At 50.7% G+C, this 14,631-nt stretch carries 14 protein-coding genes; 9 read left to right on the top strand and 5 right to left on the bottom strand.

Annotated elements, in window-relative coordinates:
• Window positions 1–4: 4 nt before the first annotated feature.
• From BLU99_RS09615 to BLU99_RS09600, 4 genes are read left to right on the top strand one after another with little or no spacing between them, the layout of a single operon-like run.
• Entirely contained in the window at window positions 5–1,213 is a 1,209-nt protein-coding gene (locus tag BLU99_RS09615) for a methyltransferase RsmF C-terminal domain-like protein (RefSeq protein ID WP_091901498.1), read from the top strand.
• A gap of 19 nt (window positions 1,214–1,232) precedes the next feature.
• A complete protein-coding gene (locus BLU99_RS09610) occupies window positions 1,233–2,054 on the top strand; it encodes a thymidylate synthase (protein WP_091901496.1) in 822 nt (273 codons plus the stop codon).
• Window positions 2,055–2,077: 23 nt separating this feature from the next.
• Complete coding sequence (locus BLU99_RS09605; protein ID WP_091901493.1) at window positions 2,078–2,575, top strand: dihydrofolate reductase; 498 nt, start codon at window positions 2,078–2,080, stop codon at window positions 2,573–2,575.
• Window positions 2,572–3,267, top strand: a complete 696-nt coding sequence (locus tag BLU99_RS09600; RefSeq protein WP_091901491.1) for a DUF554 domain-containing protein — start codon at window positions 2,572–2,574, stop codon at window positions 3,265–3,267. Before BLU99_RS09605 ends, BLU99_RS09600 begins: the two co-directional genes overlap by 4 nt.
• Window positions 3,268–3,283: 16 nt before the next feature.
• Here BLU99_RS09600 and BLU99_RS09595 read toward each other — a convergent pair whose 3' ends face one another.
• Window positions 3,284–3,790 (bottom strand): TonB family protein, encoded by a 507-nt coding sequence (locus BLU99_RS09595; protein ID WP_091901489.1) that lies wholly within the window; start codon window positions 3,788–3,790, stop codon window positions 3,284–3,286.
• Window positions 3,787–4,170, bottom strand: a complete 384-nt coding sequence (locus BLU99_RS09590; protein ID WP_091901487.1) for a LytTR family DNA-binding domain-containing protein — start codon at window positions 4,168–4,170, stop codon at window positions 3,787–3,789. The genes BLU99_RS09595 and BLU99_RS09590 overlap by 4 nt, the downstream gene beginning before the upstream one ends.
• Before the next feature lie 241 nt (window positions 4,171–4,411).
• On the opposite strand from BLU99_RS09590, the gene BLU99_RS09585 reads away from it, so the two are divergent.
• Window positions 4,412–6,544, top strand: a complete 2,133-nt coding sequence (locus tag BLU99_RS09585) for an outer membrane beta-barrel protein (protein WP_091901484.1) — start codon at window positions 4,412–4,414, stop codon at window positions 6,542–6,544.
• Window positions 6,545–6,552: 8 nt separating this feature from the next.
• Here BLU99_RS09585 and ccsA read toward each other — a convergent pair whose 3' ends face one another.
• Together ccsA and BLU99_RS09575 are read right to left on the bottom strand one after the other, a co-directional pair.
• A complete protein-coding gene (gene ccsA / locus BLU99_RS09580; RefSeq protein ID WP_091901482.1) occupies window positions 6,553–7,338 on the bottom strand; it encodes a cytochrome c biogenesis protein CcsA in 786 nt (261 codons plus the stop codon).
• Between the two features lie 15 nt (window positions 7,339–7,353).
• Entirely contained in the window at window positions 7,354–8,286 is a 933-nt protein-coding gene (locus BLU99_RS09575; protein WP_091901480.1) for a cytochrome c biogenesis ResB family protein, read from the bottom strand.
• Window positions 8,287–8,352: 66 nt separating this feature from the next.
• On the opposite strand from BLU99_RS09575, the gene BLU99_RS09570 reads away from it, so the two are divergent.
• The 4 genes from BLU99_RS09570 (at window position 8,353) to BLU99_RS09555 (ending at window position 14,045) form a co-directional block, all read left to right on the top strand.
• A complete protein-coding gene (locus BLU99_RS09570; protein ID WP_176771108.1) occupies window positions 8,353–9,057 on the top strand; it encodes a SprT-like domain-containing protein in 705 nt (234 codons plus the stop codon).
• Window positions 9,058–9,139: 82 nt separating this feature from the next.
• Entirely contained in the window at window positions 9,140–10,504 is a 1,365-nt protein-coding gene (hemN, locus tag BLU99_RS09565) for an oxygen-independent coproporphyrinogen III oxidase (RefSeq protein WP_091901476.1), read from the top strand.
• A 13-nt stretch (window positions 10,505–10,517) separates the two neighbouring features.
• Window positions 10,518–11,864, top strand: coding sequence for a protoporphyrinogen oxidase (gene hemG, locus BLU99_RS09560; RefSeq protein WP_091901474.1), 1,347 nt, complete (start codon window positions 10,518–10,520; stop codon window positions 11,862–11,864).
• Window positions 11,865–11,975: 111 nt separating this feature from the next.
• Window positions 11,976–14,045, top strand: a complete 2,070-nt coding sequence (locus BLU99_RS09555; protein ID WP_091901472.1) for a TonB-dependent receptor plug domain-containing protein — start codon at window positions 11,976–11,978, stop codon at window positions 14,043–14,045.
• On the opposite strand, the gene BLU99_RS09550 is transcribed toward BLU99_RS09555, so the two are convergent.
• Window positions 14,042–14,605 carry a YiiX/YebB-like N1pC/P60 family cysteine hydrolase gene (locus BLU99_RS09550; protein WP_255397534.1) on the bottom strand — a complete coding sequence of 188 codons (564 nt, stop codon included), beginning with the start codon at window positions 14,603–14,605 and terminating at the stop codon, window positions 14,042–14,044. The two genes, BLU99_RS09555 and BLU99_RS09550, sit on opposite strands and share 4 nt — an antisense overlap.
• Window positions 14,606–14,631 lie beyond the last annotated feature (26 nt).

Below are 14,631 nucleotides of genomic sequence, written 5' to 3'. Positions count from 1 at the left end.
GCAAATGACAAAATTACCAGAGGATTTTTTGCGTCAGACAAGATTGGTGATGGGCGATGAGCGCTTCAACCGTTTCATGGAGGCTTTCGACGAGGAGGCTCCCACGAGCATCCGTCTCAACCCAAAGAAGTGCTCATCTGAGCTTTCATGTCCCAATCCTCCATACGAATGTGTGCCTTGGTGCCCAGAGGGGTTCTACCTCGCAGGGCGTCCGCAGTTTACCTTCGATCCTCTTCTCCATGCAGGCTGCTACTATGTGCAGGAGGCCTCGTCAATGTTTGTCACTCATATCCTTCGACAGTTCGTCAAGAGTCCAGTAACGATGCTCGACCTCTGTGCAGCTCCAGGAGGAAAATCGACAGCAGCTCGTAGTGTCCTTCCTGAAGGCAGTATGCTTGTCAGCAACGAGCCCATGGCCACGCGTGCCCAGATTCTTCTGGAGAACATCACGAAATGGGGATGGACGGATTGTATCGTCACCAACAACTTTCCGCGTGACTTCCGGAAAGCCAAGACCCTCTTCGATGTCATCCTCTGCGATGTGCCATGCTCAGGTGAGGGTATGTTCCGAAAAGACCCCACAACCATCAGCGAGTGGAGTGTGCAGAACGTAGAGAAATGCTGGCATCTGCAGCGTGAGATTGTCTCCGACGCATGGACCTGTCTGCGACCAGGCGGACTTCTCATCTATAGTACCTGTACTTTTAACACAAAAGAAAACGAGGAGAACGTGCGCTGGATGCAGGAAGAGTTGGACGCAGAGATTCTTCCTGTCACCATCCAACCGGAATGGCATATCACGGGCTCATTGCTCGATGGTTTCGACGAACCTGTCTACCGTTTCATCCCTGGCATCACCCGCGGTGAAGGACTGTTCATCTGTGCCCTGCAAAAGAAAACAGCCTGCAAAAGTAATCACAACCACCCGCTATCCACTATCCACTCTAAACTGAAAGTCCTCACGCCCGACATGCCTCAGGGCCATTTCCCACAAGTGGAACTTTCCTATGGCGAGGCACTTCAATACCTCCGCGGCGAAGCGCTCGTGCTTCCCCCAGACACTCCACGTGGCCTCATCACCACGACCTACAAAGGCATCCCTCTCGGACCTATGAAGAATATTGGTAATCGCGCCAACAACCTCTATCCGAAACCATGGCGCATCAAGACCACTCATCTACCCTCAACCCCACCAGACATTCTACGATCTTAATCTTCAATGTTCAATATAAATGAAGCAATATCTCGACATTCTTAACCGCATCCTCACTGAAGGTACAAAGAAAGGTGACCGTACAGGCACTGGTACCCTCAGCATTTTTGGAACTCAGAGCCGCTACAATCTCAACGATGGGTTCCCCTTACTCACCACGAAAAAACTACATCTGAAAAGTATCATCTACGAACTGCTATGGTTTCTCAAAGGCGATACCAATGTGAAGTACCTGCAGGAGCATGGTGTACGTATCTGGAACGAATGGGCCGACGAGAACGGTGAGCTCGGACCTGTATATGGACACCAATGGCGCTCATGGCCCGACTATAGCGGTGGTACCATCGACCAAATACAATACGTACTGGACCAGTTGAAGAACAACCCCGACTCTCGTCGTATGATTGTCTCTGCTTGGAACGTGGCCGAGGTAAACAAGATGGCCTTGCCGCCCTGTCACACCATCTTCCAGTTCTACACCAGTCCCATCACCGACTCCGAAGGAAGGAATACGCGCCGTCTGTCGCTCCAACTCTATCAGCGCTCTGCCGACACTTTCCTCGGTGTACCGTTCAACATCGCCTCATACGCCCTTCTGCTACAGATGATGGCACAGGTGACAGGTTATCAGGTGGGCGACTTTATCCACACCACTGGCGACACCCATCTCTACCTGAACCACCTTGAGCAGGCCCGCCTCCAGCTCACCCGTGAGCCGCGACCTTTACCTACGATGAAGATCAATCCTGACGTGAAATCGCTTTTCGACTTCCAGTACGAGGATTTCGAACTCATTGGTTATGATCCCCACCCACATATCAAGGCTGACGTTTCTGTATAGCCCCAAACTAATTGTGAATAGTTATGATTTCCATTATAGCAAATGTAGCTCGTAATCGAGCCATTGGATTTAAGAACAAGTTGATCTACTGGTTGCCCAACGACATGAAGCGTTTTAAGTCGCTCACCACAGGGCACACCATCATCATGGGACGTAACACGTATCTCTCGCTCCCCAAAGGCGCTCTGCCTAATCGTCGTAACATCGTCCTTAGTCGTCAATATCGCTCGGGTGGATTTCCCAATCCCCCAGGCTGCGAGACCTTCGCATCGCTCGAGGAAGCCCTCAAGCACTGCGCAGCCGATGAAGATATCTATATCATCGGTGGTGCCAGCGTCTATCGTCAGGCCATGCCCATAGCTGATCGTCTTTGTCTAACAGAAGTCGACGACACCCCGGCAGAGGCCGACACTTTCTTCCCTTCATATAAGGATGACTGGAAGGAAACATGGCGCGAGAATCACGAGACCGACGAGCGACATGCTTATCGATACGCATTTGTCGACTACATCAGGAAATGATCGGGACCATCGTCAACACAGCCACTATCATCGCAGGTACCATCATTGGAACCCTGTTGCATCGTGGTGTGAAGGAGAAATACAAGGAGGTGCTATATACAGGCCTAGGCTTGGCATCGCTGGCCATCGGCCTCAACGCCACCATCAGTCACCTCACTCAGTCGGAATACCCTGTGCTCTTCATCGTATCACTGGCCATCGGTGGTGTCATTGGTACAGCCATTGACATTGACGGACGTTTCAAACGACTCATCGACCATTTGAAGCGTAGTGAGGATGGCGGCAATCGACTTGCCGACGGTCTGGCCACAGCAATCCTACTCTACTGTATCGGACCGTTATCAATGCTCGGGCCTGTCATCTCGGCCCTGAAAGGTGATCACACGTTTCTGTTCACTAACGCCACCCTCGACTTCGTATCATCGACCGTGTTTGCTTCTACCTATGGGCTGGGGATGATTCTGGCGGCACCCGTTCTGTTCTGTTGGCAAGGTATGTTCTGGTTGATCGCTCATATCTCCAGTACGGCCATCAGCGATGCGCTCATGGCCGAGCTACTCATCGTGGGCGGACTACTTATCACGGGCAGTGGTCTGGCCCTACTCAACCTAAAGGACTGCAAGACACTGAACCTCCTGCCTGCCCTTCTCATTCCTGTTATCTGGTTTCTTGTGAGGTCGTTAATCGTCTAGACATATCTATAAGCGACTATTCGTTGACTGCGTTCTGTGCTCTGAACTTCACCGGCAACGTATAGCTGATGCTCGCAGGTGTACCATCGGCCATGCGGGCTGGAGCCCACTTAGGACATGTCTTCAGGAGTTTAACCACTTGTTGGCCAAACTCTTTCTGTGCCGGTTCCGACACAATCGCGATATCAGCAAGATGCCCTTCCTTGGTGACAACAAAAGATACTTTCACCTCGGCATCCATCGTCTCTAAACCTTGAGGATACTCGAGGTTGGACGATACCCATTTCAGGAACTCACTAAAATCATACTTCCCATCGAATTTGGGCGACATGGCATTCTCAGGCAGCACCTCGATAGCGTTCAACTCCTGTGTAACCTGACCGCTCTCCTCCTGACTATCTCGTGTGAGCCATCCAATAAGGATGACACCTGCAGCTATACAGAGGACTATGATGGCATACCTAAGCCACGCTACACGTTTTTTTCCGCCAATCACATAGACGTCATTCTCATAATTCTTCATAGTAACCTCCTGCTTTTTACGTTTTCCTCGATCATTGATTTTAACGACTTAAGAGCATCGCGCGATGCGTTGAGTGTAAACCCTTCCGCCATCTTATCGCTCGAAAGGATCAGTTCCTGAGATGGGATGTTTATACAATAGATGTAATTACTATTGATGATCAAGCTCTTCCCCAGACGAATAAAGATCTGCGATTCCAGCCCGAGCTGACTCTCCAGCAACTTCTCGAAAGTCGACAAGTTGAAAGAGAAGACATGCTTGCGCCCATCAGTCAATACCATCGTAGAATAGCTACCATCCGAAGATATGTATGCGACATCAGGAACGGCGACTCTCACAAGAACATTGCTGTTCGACAGTATCAAATATTTGAAATCCATGCTCTTTTCTCATATGATGCTGCAAATATACATATTTTCTCCAAATAATCGGCCTATAATCATTCCTCTATTTCACGAAATATGTATTTCACTTCACAAATCATCAGTTTGGTACGACATCCGATCGTCTGGCAACCCCCTTTCCCGCGTTTTCCGTCATTTTATGAACTGACTGAGGGACATTGTGAAACGCGTTACTATTTTTTCGTCATTTCATGATTTCCTACTTATCTTTGTCCCCATGAAACGATTACACTTATTATTGATTATCAGTATTTCCACTGCGTCGTTTGCCCAGGCTCCGGAAAAGAGGGTGAACGATACAGAAGTTGCTAACGACTCTGTCAGTACTGTGACTCTCGACAGATCGGCTCATGAGTTGAAGGGAGTCACTGTCATGGGACGACTGCCTATGCGAGTTAACGAGAATGGTGCCTTGCGATACAGCGGTCGTCTATTGATCGAGAATCGTCCCGTCAGGAACGCGCTCGACATGCTCGATGAGATACCGACCCTGCAAAGGACAGGCAACCAATATGCCATCATTGGTGCCACATCATTCTGCATTCTCATCAACGGCAAGAAAAGTGGCATGTCCGAGGAACAACTTCGAAACTACCTCTCCTCACTTCCACCAGAAAGGGTAGCTAACATTGATGTGTATTACAATACGCCACGTCGCTTTGGGGTCAGAGGGGCTTCTGTGAATATCGTACTCACCAAGGCTCGTTCCCACACCCTTGAAATGAAAGGTGATATCTATGGAGGACTCGATCAAGCGACTTATACAAGTGCGAACAGCGGCATTAACCTGAGTCTCTCGTCGGCGAGATGGTCAGCCAACATGGGTTACACCGGTTCCTACGACAATCTGATCAGAAAGATGGAACTTGATGCCAGTCACCTTCTGAAAGGACATACATATGATGTGCATCAGGCAGACAGACGAAGAATCAGATCATTCGATAACAATATGTATGCCGATGGCGATATCACACTGAACGAGAAATCATCACTCTCCCTCTCCTATGTGTTACAGGAGGAGCATCCTAAGGTCAGTTCCACGGCCCTGACCTTGTTCGATGGAGCACCCTACCCGAGCGGCACTCATACCAAGAGTCCTTCGTGGCTACACAACCTGAAAGTATCCTTTAACAGCAATGAGTTGGAAGTGGGTATCAATGCCACGTTCTACAACGAGAAGGAGCGTCAGACTCTCTCCGAATCGTACGAAAGCAGTCTCGACGGCTGTTACAGACAACATGTTACTAAGTGTGGTGTCTACCTCGACCATCAGATCCGTTGTCTGGGAGGTCACATCAACTTCGGCTTCAGAGGCGACATCTCTACCACTACAAACGACAAGGACATCTATCTTACCAGGGATTTCACAGACGGGTCTTCCCAATTCGAGCAGAAAGAGCAGTCGGGTTCGGCCTATCTGGGCTACCGTCAACCGCTGGGTAAGAAAGGTTTCCTGAACCTCTCACTCGAAGGCGAGTACTTCCACTCGTCATATAACAAGGACGGCACCTCAGAGTGCACCCTATGGGAGCAATGGCATCTCTATCCCTCTCTCACCCTCGTCTACCGTCCACGATCTCGACATGTCGTCCAACTAACCGTCAACAGTGAGAAGTACTATCCCTCCTACTGGACCACGGCAGCCAATCGTACCTACATCAACGCCTACTGCGTGAGCGATGGTAACACCTCACTAAAACCCTACGTGAAATATAGCTGTAACCTGAACTATATTATCAAATCAAAATATATCTTCGGTATGTTTGCCGAGACCAGTCCCGACCATTTCACCCAGTCGATGGTTCTCAGTGATAGTGAGCTACATGCCGTCTACAAGTATTTCAACCTTAATCGTGACTATCGCTACGGACTCATGGCTGTCACTCCTGTCGACTGGACCAAGACCTTCCAGACACAATTCACGGTCATGGCCTTCGACATGCACCAAAGCGGACATATCGACGACGCCATCTCATTCTCAAAAAGCAAGGTCACCTCGATATTCAGGGTTAACAATCATCTCTCTCTCTTTGATAAAAAGCTCAATCTTGAGCTATCTGGGTGGTATCAGTGCCCTGCCATCCAAGGCTACTACGATGTACTGGCAATGTACGCCGCCTCGGCAGGTATCACCTGGACGCCCCCCGTCGAAGGTCTTTCGCTCTCTTTGAAGGGCGAAGACCTCTTCGGCACCTATCGTATGAAGACCAGGTGCAACGTCGGTAAGATGAAATATGCCTTCTGTAACAATGTCGACATGCAGTCGTTCGCGTTCACTGTCCGCTACACCTTCAACGGTTACAAAGGTCACAAGAAAACCTCTGTTGACACCTCACGATTCGGTTTATAAGACACAGACTACGCTCCGTAGGTGTGTACCGAGGTCCCTTGGGCAGCGGGCAGGTAGTTAATACCCCACCAGCACATCTGCAGGAGCACGAACGAGAGTAGTAGCACCCAGAGCGCCAATCGTGCGTTGTGCTTGGGCAGTCGGCGGTAGTGTATATATATAAGGTACGAGAACCAAGTAATGGCGGCCCATGTTTCCTTCGGATCCCACGACCAATAGTGTCCCCATGCCTCCTTTGCCCAAAGAGCTCCGAAGAGCATACCAAAGGTCATGAAGGCAAGTCCTACATACACCAGATTGTCAGTAATCTCATACTCTTGCTCCGTGACAGTCGACCGTTTGATAAAGAGCATATAGAGAGCCATCACTGTGGCAGCGCCCAGCACGGCATAGGCGAACATATACACAATGACATGAGGTGCGAACCACGGACTCTGCAGCGCAGGCATCAGAGTCTTCGAGTGTATCTCAGGTTTGAAGAGGTTCACACAGATGAATACCAAGGCAAGCACTGTCGAGAACGACAGTATCCATTTATACTTCCAACGGCTGTAAACGATGACCCCCGCCAACGGTAGAAAGAACGAATACCAGAGGCGTGTCTCACCCATCGTACGCAGTGGCGGACGCTCTAGTGATACCCACATCAACACAATGAAACAGAAGAAAACCAACAGTCCGGCAACCGTTGTTACATAGGCCTCGGTCCTCTTATCCTTCCACGCCGCCCAGGCACCCACGCCCCATAGCAGCACCGCAACTACTGCGAAATATATGAAATAGCTCCAATCCATTGTATGGTCTCCTTTCTAACTTATCACCTCACGATTCGTCTTCCCTCTCCTACCACCAAAGATAAACAGACACACGGCACCGCCTAACATCATGTAGATGCCCACATAGACGAAGGGCAACCAAGGGTCACTCACCAGTTCGAGGATTGAGATATGACTCTGAGCCCCCATTTCTGTGTCGTAACCATATTGGTAGATCCTCCACCCCTCTATCTCCACGGGTCTGTTCACGTCTATCGTCGTCTCCACCGTCTCTCCTGATGTTTTTCTAATCAGCACCTCCGAGGCATAGCGTTTGGGGGATCCGTCGTCATAGGTCTCCATGATAAACCGTTTCAGTTCGATGGTCATCGGTAGTCGCTGTATGGCCCCATTGACAGCTAGGGCCCGCCATTCAGGTACGCCAACGGCCGCCACCATCTTCAAACGCTGCATATCCGCATTCCCCAACGTGGCCGTCGTCATGGCGAGAAACAGTCCCAAATGGTTCATCACAAATGGTATGTCGCGGCGCCAACAACTCAGATGCGCAAGTCGACGAAGGATCACCAATGCGAGTATGATCGCCATCAGCACATATATCAGCACAAAGGGCCAAAAGGCCAGCATATCGTTCAGCCACGTACCCTCGCTATTCATGTCTAAGCCCGACTGCTGACGCGTCAACCCCATGACGATCGTCAACACCACGGCATACACCAGTATGGGTATCGCTGCCATATACGATGCCAGAAAGCGTATAACATATATCCGTTTCCGCATCAGGAAGGCAATGACCGTCAGTGCGAGCAATGCACCGAACAGTAGTCCGTTCAAAGGCCATGCGATTGCTGACCATGGCACTGCCCCAAAGCACAACTGCACCATCAGTCCGATGACAACCAGACCGCCTCCAATGAGGAAGCCCTCCTTCATTGTCCAAGGTTTTTTCCACATACTTAATTTCATTCTTGTCTGCAAAGATACAAAGATTTGATCAGAATTCCAAAATATATGTGTATCTTTGTAGACGATATGAGACCCACGAAAGAGTATATTGAGCGGAAATACGAAGAACTGAACAACCTGTGCTTCGACGGAGAACTGCCAGAGGTAGCTATACAGATGAGTCGGGCACGTACATACCTCGGACAACTGGGCTTCAAGCGAAGGCGGAGACTGCTACGAGGCTGGGAGAACTATGGCTTCGTACTCCGTATCAGCGTGAGGATCGACCTACCGGAAGAGGAGGTGATAGATACGCTGTTGCACGAGATGATACACCTCGCCATTGCCTCACGGCAGCAGAAGGACACCTCAACACACGGACGACTGTTCAGGCAGATGATGGCAGACATTAATAAACGCTATGGTCGGCATATCAACATCTCACACCGGAAAACGAAAGCAGAACAAGAACAAGACACCCAACGGCGCACACACCTGATATGTGTGTCGACTTTCGATACTGGCGAGCAGGGTATCACTATCGCCGCCAAGAGCCGACTATTCAGTCTTTGGGATCTGATGCCCCACTTTCCAAAGGTGATGGCAACAGTTTGGTTCCTCTCCTACGACCCGTTCTTCAATCGTTTCCCTCGGGCACTGACTCCTAAGATCTATCGTATCGAGGAAAAGACGCTGAAGGAACATCTGAAGGATGCCAAGCCACTAATAAGACAATCCGGTAAGGTCATGGTGGCGAAAACGAGAGTTAGTGAATACACAAAATCCACATAAATGAGGATTGCGCACTAGAAAGAATAGCAATACCTTTGCAGTCGCAAAAAAGCACAAACGCTTTATAAGACAAAGAAACGTCATGCATCCTGATATTATCAAGAAATACAACCGTCCTGCCCCTCGGTACACCAGTTATCCACCAGCCAACTACTTCGGTGCCTTCGACGGAAAAGACTATCTGGAGGCCGTAGAGGCATCGGACCATGCGCCACAGAACCATATATCGTTCTATCTCCATATCCCATTCTGCAGACACCTCTGCCACTACTGCGGATGCAATTCCTATCCGGCAGGGAAGCCTGAGACAGTCAAGGCCTATGTTGAAGCATTACATAGAGAAATAGACCTCGTGACTCGTCATATCGACTGCCACAGAAAGATCGCACAGATACACTATGGCGGAGGTAGCCCTACATCAATTCCCATTCCGATGATACGGGAACTGAACGAGCATTTGCTCTCCATCGCTCCGACAATAGAGAAGCCCGAGATAGCCATTGAGTGCCATCCCGGCTACCTGACTGTCGACGACTGGCAACAACTCACCACATGCGGTTTTACTCGCTATAGCATCGGTATTCAAGATCTACGAGAAGAGGTTTTGAAGGCTGTGAACCGTCGTCCTTCATTACTGCCGGTTGTTGATATCCTAAAGATACTACGGACTTCGGGGGCTACCGTAAACCTAGACTTCATCTACGGTCTGCCTTTACAGACGCTCGATACGTTCCGCCAAACCATCGAACAGGCATCTTTGCTGCGCCCTGACCGACTGGTGACCTTCTCCTACGCCCACATGCCTAAGCTCTTCCCGCGTCAGCAGATACTCGATCGTGTAGGACTGCCTGCAACTGAGGAGAAGAACCATATGTACGACACAGCCTCGGAGATTCTGACAGCCAATGGTTACGAACGTATCGGACTGGATCACTTTGTATTACCGGAAGATGAGCTAGCCGTCGCCTTGCGGACAGGACAACTGCATCGTAACTTCCAAGGCTATTGCACCCGACGCACCACGGCTCAAGTCTATGCTTTCGGCGTGACGGGCATTAGTCAATTAGACGATGCCTATGCACAGAACGGACGCGACATCAAAGAATATATCGAAAACATCCGTAAAGGGGAACTTTACACCCAACGGGGCTATCGACTATCGACACAACAGAAATTGGTGCGCGAGGTGATTGAGACCCTGATGTGCAACTACGCTATCGACTGGAATAACGTGGCACAGAGGACTGGTACGCCCGTTACACAGTTACGAGAGGCCTGTCACTACGATGAGGCTCTCCTGAAGGAGATGGCCGACGACGGTCTGCTCACGCTCGACGGCGACAACATCGTCGTCAACAGTGAAGGGCGTCCCTTCGTGCGCTGTGTGGCTGCCGCCCTCGACCCGTTGATGCAACATACAGACAAGAGTTTTTCCAACCCCATATAAACAACGAAAGAAAATGCAAAACAGAGATATTGTCGTTATCGGTGCCGGACTAACAGGTCTCACGACAGCATACCACCTGAGGAAACAGGGACGGGATGTGCTCGTCATAGAGAAAGAGAATCGCATAGGCGGACAGATACGCACATATAGCGAGAAGGGGTTTGTCTTTGAGAGCGGCCCCAACACGGGAGTGGTTTCCTTCCCCGAGGTAAGAGAACTATTCGACGACCTGGGCGACTGTCAACTGGAGATTGCCCGAGAGTCGTCGAAACGACGCCTGATATGGAAGGGTAACCGTTTCCATGCCCTACCTTCAGGACCAGTGGAGGCTGTGACCACACCCCTTTTCCGTCTATCGGACAAGATACGCATTCTCGGTGAACCTTGGCGCAAACAGGGTGACAACCCCGACGAATCAGTAGGAGCCTTGGCACAACGCCGTCTGGGGAAGTCGTTCTATGAATATGCCATCGACCCGTTCATCTCCGGAGTCTATGCTGGCGACCCGATGCGACTTACCACCCGCTATGCCATGCCAAAGCTCTATAACCTGGAAGCCAACTATGGCAGTTTTATCCGCGGAGCCATTGCCAAGGCCAAGGAGCCAAAGACAGATCGCGACCGTTTGGCTACAAAGAAAGTGTTCTCTGCCGCAGGTGGCCTTACACAGATGGTTGAAGCGATAGCCAAAGGACTCGACATCATCACGAGTGCACAAGATGTCAAGGTCAATCCCACTGACGATGGCACATGGCGTGTCACCTTCAACGGCATGGAAGAGATCAGATGTCGACAGGTGGTCACCACGGTCGGTGCCTACGCCCTCCCTGCGTTGCTTCCTTTCATTCCCGAAGAACAGATGCAGCCAATCAGTCGTCTGTACTACGCGCCTGTGATTCAGGTATGCGTAGGCATACGGGATACCCAAAACCACGTCTTTCCTGCCTTCGGTGGTCTTGTGCCAAGCAAGGAGCAGAAGCCGGTACTGGGCATCCTCTTCCCATCCGAGTGCTTCGAGGGGCGTGCCCCTGAGGGGGGAGCACTCTATTCCTATTTTATCGGTGGTACCCGTCATGCTGATGATATGCAGAAGAGCGACGATGAAATCCGTGAGACAGTACTGGATCTTTTCCACTCCATGTTGAAATATCCGGCAGACATGCAGCCCGACCTCATCCGTATCTTCCGCCACGAACGGGCCATTCCCCAATACTGGAGCGACAGCGGCGAAAGGTTCAGACGGATAGAAGAGCTACAGACCAGATACCCAGGACTGATACTGGCAGGAAACATGCGCGACGGCATCGGCATGGCCAACCGTATCCACCAAGGGGCGATGGTGGCCGAAGCTTTACGATAGAATCACAGACTCAAAAAATAAAAACGGGCGATTTGTTTGGCTTTTCGCCCGTTTTTTCGTACCTTCGCAGCCGTTTTGCAATCAAGCAAGACAATAAATATTTTTCAAAACATGTACAAACCAACATTCAACATGAAGCGCCAGGCACTTGTGTTCCGTCATTTTGGAAACAAGGGCTACTCGCTCTTCTGTTGCCTGGGACGTGAGGTAGTATGTAGCGTGCTCTCCGTAGCCACACTGACCTACGCCTCAGCAGAGAGTGTCAGCACAGATCCTGTGGTGAGCGACTCTACCGCCATGACAACAGCAAGAGCCATGATGCTCGAGGAGGTCAGCGTGACCGGCTCGAGGGCGCCCCTGACAAGAAGTCAGGCTGCGAGAATGGTCACTGTACTGGAGCATACCGACATTGCGCAGGCGCCAGTACAAAGTATTAACGATCTGCTGAAGTACGCCGTAGGCGTGGATGTCCGTCAGCGCGGTCCTATTGGAGCACAGACAGACATCTCGATCAGAGGTGGCAACAACGAGCAGATCACCATCTTACTCAACGGCATCAACATCTGCGACCCACAGACGGGGCATAATGCCTTTGACTTCCCGGTAGACATCAGCGATATTGAGCGCATAGAGGTGCTCGAAGGACCTGCCGGTCGTGTGTATGGCACCTCGTCTCTGGTAGGTGCCGTGAACATCGTGACGAAGCGGGTCAAGGAAGGGGGTGTCGACGCCCATATGAAAGGCGGCTCCTACGGCTATGCTAGCATCGGCGGACGTGTAGCACTCGCTGGGACGACCAATCACAGCATCTCGGGCAGCTACACCCGCAGCGACGGTTACAGCAGGAACAAGGCTGGTGGACTGAATGCCGACTACAGCGGAAGCAAGGCTTTCTACCAAGGACACTATGCTGACAAACTGTTTGCCGTGGACTGGCATGCCGGACTGAGCAGCAGAGGATTCGGCTCGAACACCTTCTACGGTGCAAAATGGGACGACCAGTATGAGCACACGCTAAAGACGTATACCGCCGTGACGGCAGAGAACAGGCAGGGAAGGGTACATCTGAAGCCGGCCATCTACTGGAACCGAACGATGGACCGTTTCGAACTGTTCCGTGATGCGCCAGACATCTATCCTTTCAACTACCACCGGACGGATGTGTATGGCGTAAACCTGAACGGTCATTTCGACTGGCTACTGGGGCGTACGGCCGTCGGAGCAGAACTGCGCAACGAAGATTTGGTGAGCGGCAATCTGGGAGAACCGTTGGCAACCCCTCGACACATCCACGGCACAGACCGCGACTACACACATGGCCTGAACCGAACGAACATCAGTTTCGTATTGGAGCATAACATCCTCCTGAAACAGTTTACCCTGTCTGCCGGCATAATCAGTGTAAAGAACTCATGGAACGAGATGAACATGCGCGTCTATCCAGGCATTGATGCCAGCTACCGCCTTGGTAACAACTGGAAGATCTATGCCTCGTACAACACATCACTACGCATGCCCAGCGTAACAGAACTCTACTATTCTGTCGGCGGTCACCAGGCCGACAAACATCTGAAACCTGAGGAGTTGGCTGCTATCGAAGGCGGCATCAAATACAGTTCACGAGGGCTGGATGGTAAGATGAGTATCTATCATAACCGTTGCAAGAACTTGATAGACTGGATACGCCGCACCAACGATCCCGAGGCACCTTGGGAGTCGATGAACTTCACAAGGGTAGATGCTACGGGCATTGAGACTTCACTGAGTCTGGATCTTCAGGAGATTCTCCCCTCACAGCATGGTCTGAAAAAACTGAATGTTGCCTATTGCTACATCAACCAGAACAAAGAGGAGAGCGACGATATACAAAGTCAGTATGCACTGGAATACCTGCGCCACAAACTGGTAGGTAACCTGCAGATGTCTCTCTGGAGACAACTGGAACTGGGACTGAACTATCGTCTTCAGGACCGTACAGGAACATATACCGACACAGAGGGACATGTGCGAGCCTACAAAACGTACAGTCTTGTCGACGCTCGTCTGGAATGGAATACCGAAGCATACCGTCTCTATATGGAAGTGAACAACCTATTCAACAAGACGTATGTGGACTTCGGGCATATCCCACAACCTGGAATATGGCTTATGGCAGGCGCCAGCATCCATCTGGCAATCTAAAAGAAACGGAACAGAATAGAGAGATGCCGACTGCGAGAGAGATCGCCAGGGTTACTGCCTGGCTCTCCTTCTGGAACCTCTAAACCGCGACGGGCATAGTAATCCTTCCAAAAAGGGGTGACTATGCCCGTCTTATCATGAAACGACATCGGTATCGCGGGAAAGATCTCGTGCCCGTCAGCATCGAGATAGCACTTCTGTACCAGTTCACTACAATAGAATGCCGAGTCATCAGGCATGAAAAGGAAATCATAAGGATAACCCACATAGTGCAAGGCCCGTCTGACAGACTGCTCCACACCATGAGTATCATTCAGTCGGGCCACAAGCACCAAGGAGTCACGTCTGAGCAGGAAACTGTCGATGGGTGTCAACACGACCCCCTGATGGACTGCCTCAAGTACATAGAGCGTATCACGCTGAAAATGGACGATACCAACATGATCGATGCGACTACCGTCAATACCCTCAGTCACCTTTGTAATCTGGTTTTCCTCTGCCGACAAACAGAACAGCAGATCTCCCTCATGTAACAACGATACTCTATCCTGCGCACTCATAAAGGCACAGGAAAGGCATAAAAGAC

It is taken from the genome of Prevotella sp. lc2012 (assembly GCF_900107065.1).
GTDB lineage: Bacteria > Bacteroidota > Bacteroidia > Bacteroidales > Bacteroidaceae > Prevotella.
This window is presented reverse-complemented; position numbering and strand designations above follow the sequence as displayed.